15 protein-coding genes and 1 other RNA gene are annotated in these 16645 nt (G+C 61.8%); 10 read left to right on the forward strand and 6 right to left on the reverse strand.

Annotated elements, in window-relative coordinates; genetic code table 11:
- Positions 1 to 5 precede the first annotated feature (5 nt).
- The gene (locus P0M12_RS23545; protein WP_218680783.1) at positions 6 to 863 is read left to right on the forward strand and encodes a DMT family transporter; all 858 of its coding nucleotides are present in this window, start codon (positions 6 to 8) and stop codon (positions 861 to 863) included.
- A gap of 225 nt (positions 864 to 1088) precedes the next feature.
- Here P0M12_RS23545 and P0M12_RS23550 read toward each other — a convergent pair whose 3' ends face one another.
- The 3 genes from P0M12_RS23550 to P0M12_RS23560 all read right to left on the reverse strand — a co-directional run bounded on the left by P0M12_RS23550 (position 1089) and on the right by P0M12_RS23560 (position 4104).
- Positions 1089 to 1967, reverse strand: coding sequence for a sugar phosphate isomerase/epimerase (locus P0M12_RS23550; RefSeq protein ID WP_081305372.1), 879 nt, complete (start codon positions 1965 to 1967; stop codon positions 1089 to 1091).
- A 213-nt stretch (positions 1968 to 2180) separates the two neighbouring features.
- On the reverse strand, positions 2181 to 3107 hold the full coding sequence (locus tag P0M12_RS23555) for an aldo/keto reductase (RefSeq protein ID WP_030534980.1): 927 nt from the start codon (positions 3105 to 3107) through the stop codon (positions 2181 to 2183).
- Positions 3108 to 3519: 412 nt separating this feature from the next.
- Positions 3520 to 4104, reverse strand: a complete 585-nt coding sequence (locus P0M12_RS23560) for an XRE family transcriptional regulator (protein ID WP_007731290.1) — start codon at positions 4102 to 4104, stop codon at positions 3520 to 3522.
- A 65-nt stretch (positions 4105 to 4169) separates the two neighbouring features.
- Here P0M12_RS23560 and P0M12_RS23565 point away from each other — a divergent pair, with 65 nt between their 5' ends.
- The 3 genes from P0M12_RS23565 (at position 4170) to ssrA (ending at position 7131) form a co-directional block, all read left to right on the forward strand.
- Positions 4170 to 5117, forward strand: a complete 948-nt coding sequence (locus P0M12_RS23565; RefSeq protein WP_054831920.1) for an NAD(P)/FAD-dependent oxidoreductase — start codon at positions 4170 to 4172, stop codon at positions 5115 to 5117.
- A 20-nt stretch (positions 5118 to 5137) separates the two neighbouring features.
- Positions 5138 to 6694: an SDR family oxidoreductase gene (locus P0M12_RS23570; RefSeq protein WP_277376900.1), complete on the forward strand. Its 1557-nt coding sequence runs from the start codon at positions 5138 to 5140 to the stop codon at positions 6692 to 6694.
- Positions 6695 to 6760: 66 nt separating this feature from the next.
- Positions 6761 to 7131, forward strand: a transfer-messenger RNA (tmRNA) gene (ssrA, locus tag P0M12_RS23575).
- 101 nt (positions 7132 to 7232) lie between these two features.
- On the opposite strand, the gene P0M12_RS23580 is transcribed toward ssrA, so the two are convergent.
- The 3 genes from P0M12_RS23580 to P0M12_RS23590 all read right to left on the reverse strand — a co-directional run bounded on the left by P0M12_RS23580 (position 7233) and on the right by P0M12_RS23590 (position 10528).
- A complete protein-coding gene (locus tag P0M12_RS23580) occupies positions 7233 to 8213 on the reverse strand; it encodes an alkaline phosphatase family protein (protein ID WP_277376901.1) in 981 nt (326 codons plus the stop codon).
- 101 nt (positions 8214 to 8314) lie between these two features.
- Positions 8315 to 9598, reverse strand: coding sequence for an HNH endonuclease signature motif containing protein (locus tag P0M12_RS23585; protein WP_277376902.1), 1284 nt, complete (start codon positions 9596 to 9598; stop codon positions 8315 to 8317).
- A gap of 108 nt (positions 9599 to 9706) precedes the next feature.
- Positions 9707 to 10528 carry a GNAT family N-acetyltransferase gene (locus P0M12_RS23590; RefSeq protein WP_277376903.1) on the reverse strand — a complete coding sequence of 274 codons (822 nt, stop codon included), beginning with the start codon at positions 10526 to 10528 and terminating at the stop codon, positions 9707 to 9709.
- Between the two features lie 53 nt (positions 10529 to 10581).
- On the opposite strand from P0M12_RS23590, the gene P0M12_RS23595 reads away from it, so the two are divergent.
- From P0M12_RS23595 to P0M12_RS23620, 6 genes are read left to right on the forward strand one after another with little or no spacing between them, the layout of a single operon-like run.
- Positions 10582 to 11214, forward strand: a complete 633-nt coding sequence (locus tag P0M12_RS23595) for an alpha/beta fold hydrolase (protein WP_030534974.1) — start codon at positions 10582 to 10584, stop codon at positions 11212 to 11214.
- On the forward strand, positions 11211 to 12491 hold the full coding sequence (locus tag P0M12_RS23600; RefSeq protein WP_277376904.1) for an FAD-dependent oxidoreductase: 1281 nt from the start codon (positions 11211 to 11213) through the stop codon (positions 12489 to 12491). The genes P0M12_RS23595 and P0M12_RS23600 overlap by 4 nt, the downstream gene beginning before the upstream one ends.
- Positions 12482 to 13225 (forward strand): DUF1365 domain-containing protein, encoded by a 744-nt coding sequence (locus tag P0M12_RS23605; protein ID WP_277376905.1) that lies wholly within the window; start codon positions 12482 to 12484, stop codon positions 13223 to 13225. Before P0M12_RS23600 ends, P0M12_RS23605 begins: the two co-directional genes overlap by 10 nt.
- Positions 13222 to 14511 carry a cyclopropane-fatty-acyl-phospholipid synthase family protein gene (locus P0M12_RS23610; protein ID WP_277376906.1) on the forward strand — a complete coding sequence of 430 codons (1290 nt, stop codon included), beginning with the start codon at positions 13222 to 13224 and terminating at the stop codon, positions 14509 to 14511. Before P0M12_RS23605 ends, P0M12_RS23610 begins: the two co-directional genes overlap by 4 nt.
- A complete protein-coding gene (locus P0M12_RS23615; RefSeq protein ID WP_277376907.1) occupies positions 14508 to 15824 on the forward strand; it encodes a cyclopropane-fatty-acyl-phospholipid synthase family protein in 1317 nt (438 codons plus the stop codon). The genes P0M12_RS23610 and P0M12_RS23615 overlap by 4 nt, the downstream gene beginning before the upstream one ends.
- Positions 15821 to 16624 (forward strand): DUF1295 domain-containing protein, encoded by an 804-nt coding sequence (locus tag P0M12_RS23620; RefSeq protein ID WP_141487442.1) that lies wholly within the window; start codon positions 15821 to 15823, stop codon positions 16622 to 16624. The genes P0M12_RS23615 and P0M12_RS23620 overlap by 4 nt, the downstream gene beginning before the upstream one ends.
- Positions 16625 to 16645 lie beyond the last annotated feature (21 nt).

Here is a 16645-nt window from a genome sequence, read left to right on the forward strand (position 1 = left end):
CCATCCTGCTTGCCCTCGTGGCGGCAGTTGCCTACGGAGTCAGCGACTTCGTCGGGGGAGTTGCATCACGACGAGTTGCCGCACTGCGTGTGGTGATCGTCTCGTATCCACTCTCGCTCGTCATCGTTCTGATCGCAGCACCTTTCGTATCCGGGACGCTGACGCTGAACGGTTTGATCTGGGGTGCGATCGCGGGCGTCACGAGTGGTCTGGCGGTGTGGTGGTTCTATCTCGCGCTGGCAACTGGCCCCATGTCGGTGGTCTCGCCGCTGACAGCTGTTCTGGTGGCGGGTATTCCGGTGCTCGTCGGCTTCGCTTTCGGTGAGCGGCCGGGGTTGATCGCGTACCTGGGTATTGCCGTCGCGCTGGTCGCCGTCGTCCTGGTCAGCCGCGAGTCGCCTGACGACACCGCGGGTGAGGTCGCCGGCGGAATCACTCTCCGCTTCACCAGGCAAGTGGCGCTTCTGACCGTCGGAAGCGGTGGCGCATTTGCACTCTCGTTCATCGCACTTCACCAGATCGGCGAGGGCAGCGGACTGTGGGCGTTGGCCGTATCTCGAGGCGCCGCGACCGTCGTGGTGTGGTTGGTCGCGCTGGCGGCCGGTCACTTCGTTCTCCCACGACGCGAGCCACTCAAGCTCGCGGTGTACGTCAGCGTCCTCGACGTCGTCGCGAACGGGACGATGATCTACGCCTTCCAAGGCGGAATGCTCTCACTGGTCAGCGTGATCGGTTCGCTGTATCCGGCTGCGACGGTTCTGCTCGCCATGGTGATGCTGGGCGAGCGGGTAAGCCGCGTCCAACAAGCGGGAATGCTGTTGGCGCTGGCGGCAGTCGGCATGATTGCCGTCGCTGGGGCGTAGTTCCTTTTCAGCGGCTGTGACCCGTGCACCCATCGTAGGAACGCGCTGTTTCATTCCTCGACGAGTACTTGGGCTACTTGCACGCCGGATACCCCGATCCGCCACCATCCTGTCAAAAGAGTCCCGCGTGGTTTGAACTGGTCTCCGATTGGCGGAGTGGCCAAATTGGAAACGCGGCGGCGGTGCGAGTTTGGTATCGCACCAAACTCAGGGCCTCGGAATAGCTCATGACGGCTCGACAATGCCCGCGGGCGAACCAAATTCAGTACTCCGCAGGAACATCCGAGTGGCCGCGGAAAGGTGGGCCACGGTTTCCTCCGGATCTCCGATATCAGCGGTGAACACCTCGACTCCCAACACGACGTCGGGAGCCACGACCCCCAACGCCCGCACAATCTCCGCGATCGGCGCCGTTCCCTCGCCAGGAGCCAGGCGGCCGGTCATCGGTACATAGGGATCGTGGCGGCCAGGCTGGACACGATCGCTGATCTGCACTTCGAATACCTGACCATGGGTAACCTCTGCAAGCTGGGTCGGCGTACCACCCGAGCGCAGAAAGTGCCAAGTATCGAACAGGATTCCAACGCCGGGGTGGTCGGCTCGCCGGACGATGTCCAACGCCGCACCGAGATCCGGTATTCCTGTGCCGGGGATGAACTCCAGACTGACACGAACTCCGACCTCGGCTGCGCGGTCGGCGACTTGTCGCACCGCCGACGCCAGCGCGTTTCTCTTCACTGTCGGATCACCCAAGAAATGGGCGACGTTGAGAGTGCGAGCGTGAAGCGCCTCAGCGGCTTCGAGACACTCGTCGAGATCTACCATGAGCTTGCGCCAGTGTGGAGGTACCTCATCCAGTCGAGCAGAGCCGGGTAGATAGGTCATGAGCGCATCGATCACGCCAACAGTCACACCTAGATCGTCCAGGCGCTCCCGCACTCGGGAGTCGGCACTCTTCACAATCGAATATTGCGAGGGATGAACAGTGATCTCTGGAAAGCCGCCCCTACGGGCCAACTCGGCGAGCTGTATCAAATCAGCGTGTGGGATGCATCCCCAGCAGAGGGCAGTGCCCTCGATTGGCTGCACAGCCTGGTAGGTCATCGATGGCCACTTCTCTTCGTCACTCACACACACTCGGAGGTGATGTGCTGGTCCTGTCGTTGCGACTGCCGGCGGAACGAATACGGTCGACGCGGCTTACAGGTTGGAAGTCCAACATTGGATTGCGAAAGCGAGCTACCAGTGCGCGGGCCGTTTGTTTTCTATCTGGCTGCTCAGTAGTCAAATCAGCAAAAGGAGTTGAACCGCAGACTTTCAGGGGCGCGAAGGCAGCGCCGCAAGAACGTCGTCGTCGAGCTTCCACTCCGCGGCGGCAACATTTGATCGCACTTGTTCGGGGTTCATCGCACCGATGATCACAGAGGGAACGCTCTCCTGCGCGCACAGCCACGCTATGGCGAGTTCGAGTATCGAGTGTCCGTGCGCTTGTGCGAACGCTGACAGTTTCTCCACGTACTCGAAGTTCTCTTCCGTTGCCAGTGTGGCGAAGTACGGCGCACTGGCTAGTCGGCTGCCGGTCGGAAACGGCCGTCGCATCGTGTACTTACCGGTGAGCATTCCGGAAGCAAGCGGAAAGAAAGGGATGATTGACATTCCGACCTCGTGTGCGGCGGGAACAATGTCTGCCTCGATCGCGCGGTTGAGCAAATTCCATTCGACCTGGTTCGCCAATAAATGCGATGCGCCAGTACCGGTGGCGATGCCCTCGGCCTGCCTCATCTGATCCGCGGAGTAGTTCGAGCAAGCTACGTGGCGGGCTTTCCCTTTGGCTACCAGCCCATTCAACGCCTCGATGGCCTCCTCCAGTGGAGCATCGGGGTCAGGGACATGCTGGTAGTACAAGTCGATTCGATCGGTGCTGAGTCGCCGCAAGCTTGCCTCACAGCTATCCTCGATGCTTCGTGCGAGTACTCCGGGCTTGTAATCGACCTCACGCGGGCGTGGAATCGCTTTGGTGGCGATTACCACCTGGTCTCGTTGACCTGCGAGCGCCTTGCCGAGGATTTCCTCCGAGCGCCCGTTTCCGTACATCGTCGCTGTGTCAAAGTGGGTGACGCCCTCATCGAGAGCAGTACGGACGACCTCCGTACTCCCCTCAGGGTCCAGTCGGGTACCAAAGTTGTTACACCCTAAGCCAATACGCGAGACTTGAAGATCGCGCGCGAGTTGTCGTAATTCCATGTCATTCCCCTTGTTTTCGCCACTTACGTGAATTCGTCGCCCCGCGAACTCGACGAATGATTGGACGCAAGATCAATTACCCTGCAAGAGCTCTGAGCGGTCGGCAGGCCCTGTGGGACGAACGAACATCTACATTCCATACATCGACAAGGTGGGTCCGCCGAACCACTTCATCGGAGCGATTCAAATCGTGCACGAGCCCGGACCGCAGTAGGAAGTGGTTTTTCCACTCATCGGGATTCCTCTTCTCGGTCATGATGATTCATCGGGCTAGCTATCTCGCGCGGAGACAGGCGGCGCGGTACAACAGGTGGAATTGGTTTGGCCGGATTCTCAGTCATCTCTCAACGATGTGCACCCGCTCCACCGAGTCACCCGCTTGTAGATGTCCTCGCTTCTCGGAGAATTTTCCTCAGCCGCGTCTGTCGGCCGGCGCTGCGCGTAGGTGAACCCGCTCGCCCTGTTTTCCGAAGAGGCTGATCGCCTCGGCCGGCCGTCCGTCGGCAGCACTGATGCGGTGCGGGATGTGCGTGTCGAACTCGGCGGCCTCGCCTGCCCCCATGATGAAATCCCGGTCGCCGAGTTGGAGTCGGATGCGCCCGGACAGAACGTAGACCCACTCGTAGCCCTCGTGGGATCCCGGTTCGCGATCGTCGTCGGTGGGCGAGATGATCATCTTGTAGGCCTGCAGATTGCCGGGTTGACTCGTCAACGGAATGACCGTCATACATCCGACCGTCCGAGGTTCTTCGCGCACGCGCGGATCTTTGATCTTGCTGTTCACGAGGTCGTCCAAGGGGACGCCGTGTGCCTTGGCAATCGGCAGCAGAAGCTCCAAGTTGGCTCGGCGAGTACCGGATTCGAGTCTCGACAGTGTGCTGACGCTGATGTCGGTGGTCTCCGACAAATCGGCCAGGGTCATGTCGGACTGTTGGCGCAACGCACGTAGGCGAGGGCCGATGCCGGCTAGTACGGCTTCGAACGATGTTTCGGTCATGCACTCATTTTGCCAAAGTGGCAACAGTGTTTGTCAAGACTGCGTTCTCTTGTCATTCTGGATTCATGACGCAGAACTCATTCGACGTAGCAGTAATCGGAGCCGGTGCGGCAGGCCTCAACGCCGCACTCATTCTCGGTCAGGCACGCAGGTCCGTGATCGTCTTCGACAACGGATCGCCACGGAACGCGGCCGCCGACCACATGAACGGATTCCTCTCCCGTGACGGCATGAACCCGGCAGAATTGTTGACCATCGGCCGAGGTGAGGTCCGCAAATTCGGCGGCGAGTTCCATGACGGCACCGTTGTCTCCGTGACACGGGACGGCGAGAAATTCTCGGTAGAACTGGCTGACGGCAGCAAGATTCAGGTGCGCAAGGTGCTTGTTTCGACGGGTCTGACGGACCGCCTACCGGTAGAACTCGAAGTCTTCGGCGAGCGTTGGGGACGCGATGTGTTGCACTGCCCGTACTGCCACGGGTACGGCGTGCGTGATCAGCCGCTCGGCGTGATCGCCAAGAGCGCGGAATTTGCGATGCACCAGGCGCTCATGGTTCGCCAGTGGTCCGATGACGTGGTTCTCTTCCTCCATCGAATCACCGAACTGAGTTCCGAAGATCGGGAAAAGCTTGCAGCTCGCGATATTTCGATCGTCGAGGGTGAGGTCGCTGGTCCCGTCGTCGAGGATGATCGGTTGGTGGGCGTGCGATTGGCCGACGGCACTGTGGTCGCGCGTTCGGCGGTCTTTGTCGGTGGCGCTCTCACGATGGACCCCAACGATGCGATCTTGCGCGCATTCGGTGCGCAGCGCGCTGAGACGATGATGGGCGATTTCGTCACAGTCGACATGATGGGGGCGACGAGTGTGCGCGGCGTGTTCGCTGCGGGCAACGTCGTCGACCCGGGTGCCCAGGTCATCATGGCCGCAGCCGCCGGGGCGAAGGCTGGAGCGGGGATCAACATGATGTTGACCAACGACGATCTCGAGGTTGCACTGGCGCTTCGCAGTTGAATTGTGCGTAGCGTGGGGTGATGGACGCAGTGAGAGTGTTGATCACGGGTGCGACCGGATACATCGGCGGACGCCTTGCCCCTCGCCTGGTCGAAGAGGGCCATCGCGTTCGAGTGGTGGTGCGCAGCCCGGAGAAACTACGCGATGTTCCCTGGCATGATTCCGTGGAGATCAAGCGTGGGGATCTGACCGACAGTGCCACCCTCTCAGGTGTTTTCGACGATATCGACGTGGTCTACTACCTCGTTCACGCCATGGGTGGGGGAGGGTCGTTCTCGGATATCGACAAGCGAAGCGCGGAGAACGTCGCCGCCGCTGCCCGCGATGCGGGGGTGCGACGGATCGTCTACCTGGGCGGGCTTCATCCGTCCGACCGAGAGTTGTCGACTCACTTGCAGTCCCGGCTCGAAGTCGGTCGGATCCTGCTCGACTCCGAGGTTCCGACGGTTGTGTTCCAAGCTGGAGTGGTGATCGGATCGGGTTCGGCGTCCTTCGAAATGGTGCGCCACTTGACCAATCGACTTCCGGTGATGACCACACCCAAGTGGGTGCACAACAACATTCAGCCGATCGCAGTGCGTGACGTACTCCACTATTTGATCGCAGCCGCGGCGACGACGCCGGAGGTCAACCGCGCCTTCGACATCGGTGGGCCCGATGTCATGCAGTACGGCGAGATGATGAACACCTACGCCGACGTCGCAGGATTGGTACGCCGACGCATCCTCGTCTTGCCGGTCCTCACCCCGCGTCTGGCAGGTCACTGGGTGGGATTGGTCACGCCGATCCCACGGGGCTTGGCGATGCCACTGATCGAATCACTGCAGAACGACGCGGTGATGCACAACCACGACATCGACGACTTCATCCCGCCTCCCGCTGAGGGCCTCACGCCGTACCGGGAAGCTGTGCGTTTGGCGCTTCGCAAGATCGAGACCGGTGAGGTGGAGACGGCGTGGTCCGGTGCGACGATCGCGGGAGCGCCGTCCGATCCTCTTCCGTCCGACCCGGACTGGGCAGGGGAGGCAGTTTACGTAGACCACCGCGAACGTGACTGTGCTGCGGATCCGAAAACCCTCTGGTCGGTCGTCGAGTCGATCGGCGGCGAGAATGGTTGGTATTCATTCCCTTTGGCGTGGGCCATCCGGGGGTGGATGGACCGCGCGGTCGGCGGGGTCGGACTGCGCCGAGGTCGACGCGATCCCCGTCGGCTCAACACCGGTGAAGCCCTGGACTTCTGGAGGGTCGAAGAAATCGACCGAGGCAAGTTGCTCCGTCTGCGAGCCGAGATGAAGGTCCCCGGCGGAGCATGGTTGGAGTTGCGAGTATCAGAAGGCCCAGCCGGTGCCGACGGACGGCCGGTGGGTTCGCATCTCGATCAGCGTGCGGTCTTCTTCCCTCGCGGGCTCGCAGGTCGGGCGTACTGGTATTCGATCCTGCCTTTCCATGGAGTCGTCTTCCAGGGGATGATCACCAACATCACTGGTGCCGCCGAGCGTGAGATGGCTGCAGTGCAGGAAACGGCTGGGGTGCAGGAATCAGCTGGGGCGAAGGACACGGAAAGTGCCGCCGATTAATTGGTATGACTTCCGAACTTCGGCGCGTTATAGTGAATAGCCCCACGAAAGACGCGGGGCACACACGGGGCTGAACGGTTTCGACTGCGTGTGTTGAGTTAGGGGAAGCGTGTCGGTGCAGGCAAGAGACCACCGTAAGCGTCGCTGCAAACCTATAAGCGCCGATTCCAATCAGCGCGACTACGCTCTCGCTGCCTAAGTAGCGAAGCGTGTCTGTCAGCCCGGGGTTGCCCTCGACCCGGTTCCTGGCATCAGCTAGAGGGCTTTACTGTTCGGCTCGGTCACGGAGTCGGATGGGACATCAAACAGTGACTGGGATCGTCATCCTGGCTTGTTCGCGAGACTGGGAGATCCAAGTAGAGACTTAGCGAACTGCACACGGAGAAGCCCTAGCGATTCAACGTAGGACCCGGGTTCAATTCCCGGCAGCTCCACAACAGGTCGGGCCGGAGAGCACACGCTCTCCGGCCCGACCTTTTTGTTGCCTTGCTGCTGTTTTGTTGCGGCGCTTTGCTGCCGCGCTCGGGACTTCTTGCGATCAGGAGCCGAAGAATCCCAGGTCGACCGAGCCGACGAAGCCGGGAGCTTCCTTGGCCAGCGGCTTGCCGTCCAAATCGGTAGGCAATGCAACGCCCAGGCTCTGGAGGATTGTCGGGGTGATGTCGGCGATCGTGTACGAGTCTGTGTTCTTACCGGCCGCGTATCCCGAGCCGCGTGCTATGACGAATGTCGTTGCTTCCGCGGGTGTCTGACCGCCGTGCCCGCCGATGGGCTTGTGCCCATGATCCGCAGTGACCAGTACGGTCCACTTCTCACCGGTCTTTGCTGCGCGCTGATCGACGGCATCGACAATCTTGCCCACCTGAGCATCGACCGAGGCGATGGACTCTTCGTACGCAGCGCCGTTGGTGCCGCCGCTATGTCCCGCGCCGTCCACCTGATCGAGTTGGGTGAAGATCAGGTCAGGTCCCTTGTCTGTGATGTCGCGGGCGACGGCGTCTGCCGTCGCAGCGTCGGTGGCCGCTCCGGAACCTGCATCGGCAGTGGTGACGACAACGTCGGCTTTCGGCGTGCCGCTGGATGCGATGTTGTCGATGCCGCCCCAGGTGGAGATCGACTCGGTGAGCAGAGAGGGCTGTGCTGTTTCCAACCGTGTGAACACGCTCGGGTAGAGGTCGAAGCGGGCGCCTGCGTACGTGTTGTCCTTGACACCGTGCTTGGTGTCCCAGACTCCGGTCAGGATGGTCGACCACGACGGTCCGGAGATGGTGGTGTGGCCGAGGATGGAAGATTCTCCGCTGGTTCCTTCGGCGATCAGCTTCTGGAGGCGGGGAGCGTCGGCGGTCTTGATGTGGCTGAGCATGGTGCCGTCAAGGCCGATGACAACTGTCTTCTCGGCGGCCGACGGATTGAGGTCGGACGATCCGGGAATTGCTGCAGCAGTTGCAGTTCCGGCAGCAACAGCGCCGGCGAGGAGGAGTGTGATAGCGGCTGAGGTGCGTGCGATTTTCTTGGTCACGCTAAGCATCTTGCGATAGGACTAGACCAATTGCACTACCTGGATGTGAGGGTTGTCCTGTTGTTCACGGCAGATTCAGATTGGACTAGACCAATGTTTCCTCAGGCGGCCCAACCGTCGAGGATGGCGCTGACCGCGTGATCGAGGTGAAGGGGCTCGCCGTCCCATCTTGGGATGATCGCGTCGTCGGGTATGTCTCCGCGCAGTAGGCCATCAGCGAATCCCTCGGTCGGTGGTGCTGGGTCGATGACGTCACCATTGGCGTAAAGGAACTCGAACTTCTGCTCCCCGAGAGCAGTGATCGTGAACTGGCCGTCATGCAGCGCGCGGTGGCAGGTGCCGCACAGCATGATCAGATTGTCCAAGTCCGTATTTCCGCCGCGTCCCCAGAATTTCACGTGATGTGCGTGTAAGAAGCGAGTGCGCCCGCAACCCGGTGTGCGGCAACATCCGTCGCGGTAATTCAATGCCAGCATTTGTTTGGCGCTGACGACGCGGGTCCGTCGGCCCAGATTCAAAACGCATCCTTCCTTGGTCGTTCCCAGGCGAAGCTTGGCGTTGCAGAGCACTTCCTCGGCGGCATTTTGAGGCAATGCGGGTCCGCTCGGCACTCGGACGGTGTTCGCTTCGTGGAAGAACACAACTTCGTTCGCGGCGGCCTTGGGCGTGCGGTCCGTGACTGCGGCGGTGGCGAGCTCTGCCATCGCGACGAGTCCTGGCCCGATATTTCCGACCGGGTTCTTTGCGGCCTTCTCGTCGACGGGGCGGATGGCGGCGATTCGGGTGCGTTCACGTTCCGCCACAGCTAACGCTGCGAGTATTCGGGCGCCGTCCTGCGCAGGCAGGCGTCCTTTGATGACGAATTCGCCCGTATCCGGGTCCCAATGCCAGCGGACCTGAAGATGTTCGACCGCTTTGGTTTTGCCGGATTCGTTGTCGGTTGCTTTACGCAGACCTGCGGCGAGACGATCGATCTGGGCTGCGGGCGCCTCACATCCGAACCGAACCATCTGCTTTTCGTTGGAGGGCGTGGTGACCCGGGTGAGGGCGCGAACCTTCGAGTAGGACAGGCGGCCTTGCTCGAAGGCCTTCCGCATCTCGGGCAAAGGTCGGAGGGCTTTGGCGACGCGAACGTATTCACGGCCGGTGTGCAGGCTCATTCCGCACTTCCACGACAGCCAGTGGGCGCACGAGTGAAGTCCCGGACCGGTCCATCCGCGGTCTTCGTCGAATTTCGACAGGAGGGTAATGAATCGAGCCGTGGCCGCGGCGATCTGGCCGGCGAGGGCGCAGATTTCCGAGCCGAGCTGATCCACGTCGTCTCGGTTGGAACCCTGCGTATCTTCATCGATCAGTGCTGCGTTCTCGGTTAATGCTGCGTTCATGGTTGCCCCCCGGCTCGCGTCCGACATCATTTCGAATGTACGTTCGATGGTAGATGTGGGTGCCGACACCTTCACGGATACGGGGTGAAAGCGTCCCCGCGGGGACGTCTAACTGCTGCCGATCGAGTACTCGGCGTAGGTGCCGACATCCTTGAAGCCGAGGTTTCGATAGAGCTGTGCGCCGTCGCTGGACGCCTGAAGTACTGCTGTTCGGGCACCTCGCTCGCGGGCGATGTCGAGTGCGGCAAGGGTGACCGCCGAGCCGAATCCGCGTCGGCGCGCCGTTTCGAGTGTGACGACGCCGTACAGTCCGGCGACGTCGGCGGCAAAATGGACCTCGGCTCCGGCGACAGGCTGGGAGTTCGCGTATCCCACGACAAACGAACTCCGCGAGCGCTCATCGAGGATGTCATCGGCGGTGTCTTCGAAGAAACGTATTACTGCGGTTGAGGGCGGCGACCAATTGGCGGCCATCACGGCGGCGTAGTCGGCGAGCTGCGAACGAGTCGTCACTCGCTGAACGCACAGTTCTGCGACAGGCGTTGGGCGTGGGACGACGTCCAAGTCTGCCGTCATCGCTCTTTCTTCCTCGGAGCGCACGCAGCCGAGGGCTGACAAGCGAGCGCCGAGGTCAGAGGGCTTGTCGCGCGGACCTGTCCACCAGGAGAACGGACGACCGGTTGCTCGAAGCCACGCGAGTACGTCGAGTAGTCGTCGGTCTTCTTCCGGGCCTTCAGCAGCAGGTACAGCGAAGCGCGCACCAGCGATGATGTTGAAAGTGTCGTCGGTGAGGCCGCTGTCTGCGACGACAACATCTGCAGAGACCGTGACCGATCCCGTCGGCAAGTGTTCATGCAGGTGGCAGGCATGGGATACCAAGTTGGCGTCCATGGCGTCGAGGACATCGCCGACGAGTGCTTCACGATTCACAAAAGAAATTCTACGAACCCCATCCAAATGGTTTTCGGCTCCGAATGCCGTGTATGACGCCCAACCGACGGCAACAGCAGGACGGTGACCAGCACCTGGTGGTGCTAGTGCTGCCTGGAGGAAAGGTATCGAGCCATCGCCCGGCTCGCGCCTGGCATCTGTCCAACCTTCGGATGTGCCCGTTCACCGCTCAGCTTCGCCTCTCCGGTGTGAAAGCGGTGCAGGCTCGCTATCGAGTTCGAGGTTGGAACGGTGCCGAGCGCAGTCCGGTCGCCGACGCCCGCGCCGCACTCGACGCGATAACGAAACGTAATGCACAAGCTCGGGTGATTTTGCTGGGGCACTCGATGGGCGGACGGGTCGCCGCCGAACTGTGTGGCGATCCGGCGGTGGTCGGTGTGGTTGCGCTGGCGCCGTGGTGGCCCGATGGAACGTCGGTGAATCTGCATTCGGACACACCACTGGTTGTGCTCCACGGCACGGCCGACTCGTGGACCGACCCGGCAGCGTCTCGTCGGAAAGTTGACGAACTGCAGAAGTCGGGTAAGAGCGCTGAATGGATCGGCATCGACGGCGCAGGCCACTTCATGCTCCGTCGGGCGGCGACTTGGCATCGCCTCGTCGCGGATGCAATCGCAGGAATGAGTCGCGGGGTAGCCGCAACAAAGATGGGAGAACGACGATGAGTTCCGACAAGCGCAAGGTGGCCGTCGTCGGTAGTGGTGTCGCAGGTCTGACAGCGGCGTGGGTGCTCAGTAAGGACAGTGACGTCACCCTCTACGAAGCGGATTCACGGCTCGGCGGGCACGCGGACACCCATTCGGTCACCGACCCGGAAGGGCGAAGCCTCGCCATCGACACGGGGTTCATCGTCCACAACGATCGCACCTATCCGACATTGTTGCGATTGTTCGCAGAACTCGATGTGCCTACGCAGGAATCCGATATGAGCATGTCGGTCAGGTGTGGGGGGTGCGGGCTCGAGTACTCGGGAGGCCAAGGTTTGCGCGGCGTTCTCCCGACGCCGGGGCTCCTTGTCAACGGCAGCTTTCTGTCGATGTTGATGGAGGTCAAGCGCTTCCATCGCCGTGCCCGAGCCCTGCTCGACAACACGGATCCGTCGGCACCCGACCAGACACTGGGGGTGTTTCTGCGCAGCGGCCGGTTCTCCGACTACTTCACCGCTCACTTCATGACTCCGCTCGTGTCGGCAGTCTGGTCGTGTGATCCCGGCTCGGCGCTGAAATATCCCGCGCGGTACCTGTTCTCGTTCCTCGATCACCACGGAATGCTGAGCGTCACTGGATCGCCGACCTGGCGAACAGTCACCGGTGGATCGGGCGAATACGTTCGTCTCGTCGCCAAGAGTATCGGGGATATCCGCCTCAACACGCCGGTGCGCGCAATCCACCGGTTCGATGATCGCGTCGACATTCGTGACGGCGACGACCAGATCCAGACCTTCGACGCAGCCGTGGTCGCAACGCATCCGCAGCAAGCGCTGAAGATTTTGGCGGATCCGACGCCTGTCGAATCCCAGGTCCTCGGCGCAATGCCGTACTCCGTCAACCACACCCAGCTTCACACCGACGAAAATGTGCTGCCCGGCAACACCAATGCGCGCGCGTCGTGGAACTACTACATCCCTGAATGCAACGCGAAGCCGGATCACGTTCTGGTCAGCTACGACATGACGAGGTTGCAGCGGCTCCCGGAGACTGGCCGGCGCTACCTAGTGACCTTGGGGGGAGGCGAAATGGTGTCCCCGGACTCGGTGATCGATCAGATGACCTACGAGCATCCGCAGTACACACCCACCTCCGTCGCCGCTCAAGCGCGGCTTCCCGAGCTGGACTCGGACGTACTCGCGTTTGCCGGCGCGTACCACGGATGGGGCTTCCACGAGGACGGTGCACTGTCTGGCCTGCGTGCCGCCGAACGCGCCGGAGGTCGGTGGCCGTGACTACTCCCATCACGCCGTCCATCGTTCATACGAGCATCCGACACGTACGAACGGAGCCGTTGCACAACGAGTTCGAGTACCGAAGCTACAGTTGGCTCGTCGACGTCGACGATTTGCCCGAGCTCCCGAAGGCTTTGCGGCCCTTGGCGAAGTTCGACGCCGGGGATCACCTCGGCGACCCCACTCGATCGATTCGTGCCAACGTCGAGACTTTTCTGACAACCAACGGACTGGAGTTCGCCGGCGGTCGCATCCTCATGCTTACGAACGCGCGTGTGTTCGGCCATGTGTTCAACCCGCTGAGTGTGTTCTGGTGTCTGAACGACGACGGCAGTCAGCGGTGCGTCGTTGCCGAGGTTCACAACACCTACGGCGAACGGCACTGCTACCTGCTCGAAACCGACGAACGTGGCGGGGTTCGCACGTCCAAAGAGTTCTACGTATCTCCGTTCAACGATCTGGACGGCGAGTACCGGATGCGACTTCCGCTACCCGACACCGCGCTCGCGCTCTCGATAGTTCTGGCCCGTGACGGCAAGGCGCCCTTCGTGGCCACGGTGTCCGGTCGTTGTGTGCCGGCGACGACGCGCGAGATCGTGCGCAGTGCGCTCGCCATCCCGCTGGCTCCGCTCCGAGTCTCCGCGCAGATCAGATTTCAAGGAATCCGGCTGTGGGCCAGGCGCTTACCCATCGTTCCCCGACCGCAACATCACCCGCAGGAGGCAGTGCAATGACCACGACCACTCTCGGCACCGAACCTTCCGCTCACACGATCGAAACCGAGCGGTGGCCGGGCGTCGCCACAGTGCCGAGCGGGCTCAAAGTGCGGGTTGCATCACCGGTTGCCCGCGCCCTGTTCCACAAGGCGGTCGCACGTTTGCCGCTGCGTGTCCAGATGCCCAACGGTGAGTTCTCCGGTGGCGGTAGCCCCGATTCGCCGTTGATGGTCATTCACCGCCCAGACGACTTCGCTGCTCGTGTGGGTGACAGTGGTTTGATCGGATTCGGCGAGTCGTACATGGCGGGCGATTGGGAAGCGTCCGACCTCACTGCGGTCCTGGAAGTCTTCGCCTCCCGCGTGGCGACGCTCATTCCCGACTTCCTGCAGCGGCTACGAGGCCTCTACATTCCGAAGCAGCCTCGCAGTGAACGGAATTCGACGCAGAACACGCGCTCGAACATCTCCCGGCACTACGACCTCTCGAACGAGATGTTCGAACTGTTCCTCGACGGCACCATGACGTATTCCAGTGCCCTCTTCGAGGATCTGTCGGTAGGGGCGACCCCGTCGTGGGACGTGTTCGCAGCGGCGCAGCATCGGAAGATCGATCGACTGCTGGATGGCGCAGGTGTCGGACCCGGTTCGCGAGTGCTCGAAATCGGCACAGGCTGGGGAGAATTGGCGATCCGAGCTGCCCAACGGGGAGCGACGGTGCGCTCGGTGACACTTTCGGTCGAACAGCAGGAATTGGCAGCGAAGCGGATAAGCGCTGCGGGACTGGCAGATCGCGTTCAGGTCGACCTTCTCGACTATCGGCAGGTACAGGGGGAGTACGACGCCGTTGTGTCGGTCGAGATGATCGAGGCCGTCGGCCACCAGTACTGGGGAAGCTACTTCCAGACGATCGACGCCCTGCTGGCGCCGGGTGGGCGCGCGGCGATCCAAGCCATCACGATGCCGCACGATCGAATGCTCGCGACCCGCAACACCTACACCTGGGTGCACAAGTACATCTTCCCCGGCGGATTTCTCCCGTCGGTGCGGGCGATCGAGGACGTCACCGAGCGCATGACAACCCTGCGGGTGCGTGAGCGGATGTCGATGGGCGATCACTACGCGCAGACGTTGCGACTGTGGGACGAGCGATTCAGCGCTCGCACCGACGAGGCGTCCGCGCTCGGGTTCGACGCAGTGTTCGCACGCATGTGGCATTTCTATCTCTGCTACTCCGAGGCGGGGTTTCGGTCGGGGTATCTCGACGTCCAGCAAATTGTTCTCGATCGGAGGAACCAGCGATGACCGCCACGATGGATCGAACGGCACAGGGTACCGGCGTTGCGGGCCGTCTCTCGGACATCCTCAGTCCACTTGTCGGCGGCGAACTTCCGGTGAGATTGACTGCCTGGGACGGCAGCACAGCAGGTCCGGAAGATGCTCCGAAAGTGACGCTCTACAGCCCGAACGTTTTGCGACGCTTGCTCTGGAATCCCGGCGAGTTGGGGGCTGCGCAGGCATATGTTCTCGGTGAACTCGACGTCGAGGGCGATCTAGGCGATGCACTCACACACGTGTGGAAGGTGTCTGCCGAGCGGGGGCTCGGGTCGATTACCCCGACACCGTCGCTCGTCTTGGCCGCGGTCAAGGCTGCGCGATCCTTCGGTGCTTTCGGGAGACCTTTGGCTCCGCCGGCGTCGCAGGCTCAGGTGAAGGGGCGCCTGCACAGCCTCGCCCGCGACCGCGAGGCAATCGGGCACCACTACGATTTGTCGAACGATTTCTACCAATTGATCCTCGATGAGAACATGGCGTACTCCTCGGGCTATTGGACTTCCGATGCACCGGACTACACGCTCGAAGACTCACAGACAGACAAGCTGGACCTGGTGTGCCGCAAGGTCGGTCTCGATCGAGCGCGAGGCTTGCGGTTTCTCGATGTCGGCTGTGGTTGGGGCTCGCTCAGCCTGCATGCAGCGCGGGAGTACGGCGCCAGGGTTGTCGGAATCACGATCTCGGCGGAGCAGAAGGCTTTTGTCGACGCGAAGGTCCGCGCGCTCGGTTTGGAAGACTGGGTCGAGATTCGCCTCCAAGATTATCGAGAGATTCCAGACGGTCCCTTCGATGCGGTCGCTTCCATCGAGATGGGTGAGCATGTAGGTGAGGACAACTATCCGACCTACGTGAAAGCGCTCCACGACAATGTTATTGCCGGTGGCCGTGTGCTGATTCAGCAGATGTCCCGCACTGGCTCGCACCCCGGGGGAGGTCCGTTCATCGAGTCGTTCATCGCGCCGGACATGTACATGCGGCCCGTCGGTCGCACTGTTGCGATGATCGAGGAAGGTGGACTCGAAGTGCGGGACGTCCACGCCCTGCGTGAGCACTACGTGCGGACCGTCGACGCGTGGGTCGAGACCTTCGAATCGAACTGGGATCGCGTCGTGGAACTCGTAGGTGTCGAAGTCGCCCGGGTGTGGCGTCTCTACCTCGTCGGCGGAGGGATGGCATTTCGGGACGGCAGGATGGGCGTCGATCAGATTCTGTCGGTCCGGCCGCACGGTGATGGTCGATCGGGTATGGAACCGGTACGGCCGCAGTGGGTGTCGCGGCGATGAACGGATTCGACTGGGGCGCGTTCGGAGTGGTCACACTCACGAGTCTGCTGGCGATCGCCGTCGGAATGGCGGTGACAGCCACGATCGGTGTACGGATCGGGCGCCACAACGTTGTCGACGTGTCATGGGGCGCCGGCTTCGTTCTGATCGCGCTCGTGTCCGCGATAGTGGGAACTGGCGACCTCTGGCGCCGGTTGCTGATGCTTGCGCTCGTGGCGATCTGGGGTCTGCGGTTGGCGACGCACATGGCGATTCGATCGCGTGGCAAAGGTGAAGACCCGCGGTACGAAGAAATGCTCGGACGAGCGACGGGTAGTCGAACGCTGTATGCGATCCGCAAGATCTATCTCACGCAGGGGATTTCGTTGTGGTTCGTCTCCCTGCCGATCCAGGTCGCAGCAGTGTCGAACGGCAGCTTCGGACTTCTTGTCGTACTCGGAATCGCGCTGTGGATTGTCGGCGTCACGTTCGAGACGGTCGGCGACCGACAGATGGAGGAGTTCAAATCCGATCCGGGCAGCCGTGGCCACATCATGGATCAAGGTTTGTGGGCATGGACGCGGCATCCCAACTATTTCGGCGACGCGTGTGTCTGGTGGGGGATCTTCCTCGTCTCGGCGTCCGTGTGGCCGGGGGTGTTGACCGTCCTCTCACCGATCGCCATGACCTACTTCCTGGTCTTCGCCACCGGAGCGCGGTTGCTCGAGCGACACATGGAACAGCGTCCGGGCTATCGCGAGTATCAGCAGCGGACAAGTTACTTCATTCCTCGCCCGCCGAAAGCCCGCTCCGGGACGTAGGCTCTTTCGGGTGAGGCCAGA

Origin of the sequence: Rhodococcus sp. RCBS9 (assembly GCF_029457415.1) — a bacterium.
GTDB classification, from domain to species: domain Bacteria; phylum Actinomycetota; class Actinomycetes; order Mycobacteriales; family Mycobacteriaceae; genus Rhodococcus_F; species Rhodococcus_F qingshengii.

Excerpts from the sequence above, each read along its gene's own strand:
- P0M12_RS23570 (WP_277376900.1), top strand. The coding sequence starts at position 5,138 with ATGGACGCAGTGAGAGTGTTGATCACGGGTGCGACCGGATACATCGGC.
- P0M12_RS23560 (WP_007731290.1), bottom strand. The coding sequence starts at position 4,104 with ATGACCGAAACATCGTTCGAAGCCGTACTAGCCGGCATCGGCCCTCGC.
- P0M12_RS23610 (WP_277376906.1), top strand. The coding sequence starts at position 13,222 with ATGACCACGACCACTCTCGGCACCGAACCTTCCGCTCACACGATCGAA.
- P0M12_RS23595 (WP_030534974.1), top strand. The coding sequence starts at position 10,582 with ATGACGCCCAACCGACGGCAACAGCAGGACGGTGACCAGCACCTGGTG.
- P0M12_RS23615 (WP_277376907.1), top strand. The coding sequence starts at position 14,508 with ATGACCGCCACGATGGATCGAACGGCACAGGGTACCGGCGTTGCGGGC.
- P0M12_RS23600 (WP_277376904.1), top strand. The coding sequence starts at position 11,211 with ATGAGTTCCGACAAGCGCAAGGTGGCCGTCGTCGGTAGTGGTGTCGCA.
- P0M12_RS23620 (WP_141487442.1), top strand. The coding sequence starts at position 15,821 with ATGAACGGATTCGACTGGGGCGCGTTCGGAGTGGTCACACTCACGAGT.
- P0M12_RS23565 (WP_054831920.1), top strand. The coding sequence starts at position 4,170 with ATGACGCAGAACTCATTCGACGTAGCAGTAATCGGAGCCGGTGCGGCA.
- P0M12_RS23550 (WP_081305372.1), bottom strand. The coding sequence starts at position 1,967 with ATGACCTACCAGGCTGTGCAGCCAATCGAGGGCACTGCCCTCTGCTGG.
- P0M12_RS23555 (WP_030534980.1), bottom strand. The coding sequence starts at position 3,107 with ATGGAATTACGACAACTCGCGCGCGATCTTCAAGTCTCGCGTATTGGC.
- P0M12_RS23585 (WP_277376902.1), bottom strand. The coding sequence starts at position 9,598 with ATGAACGCAGCATTAACCGAGAACGCAGCACTGATCGATGAAGATACG.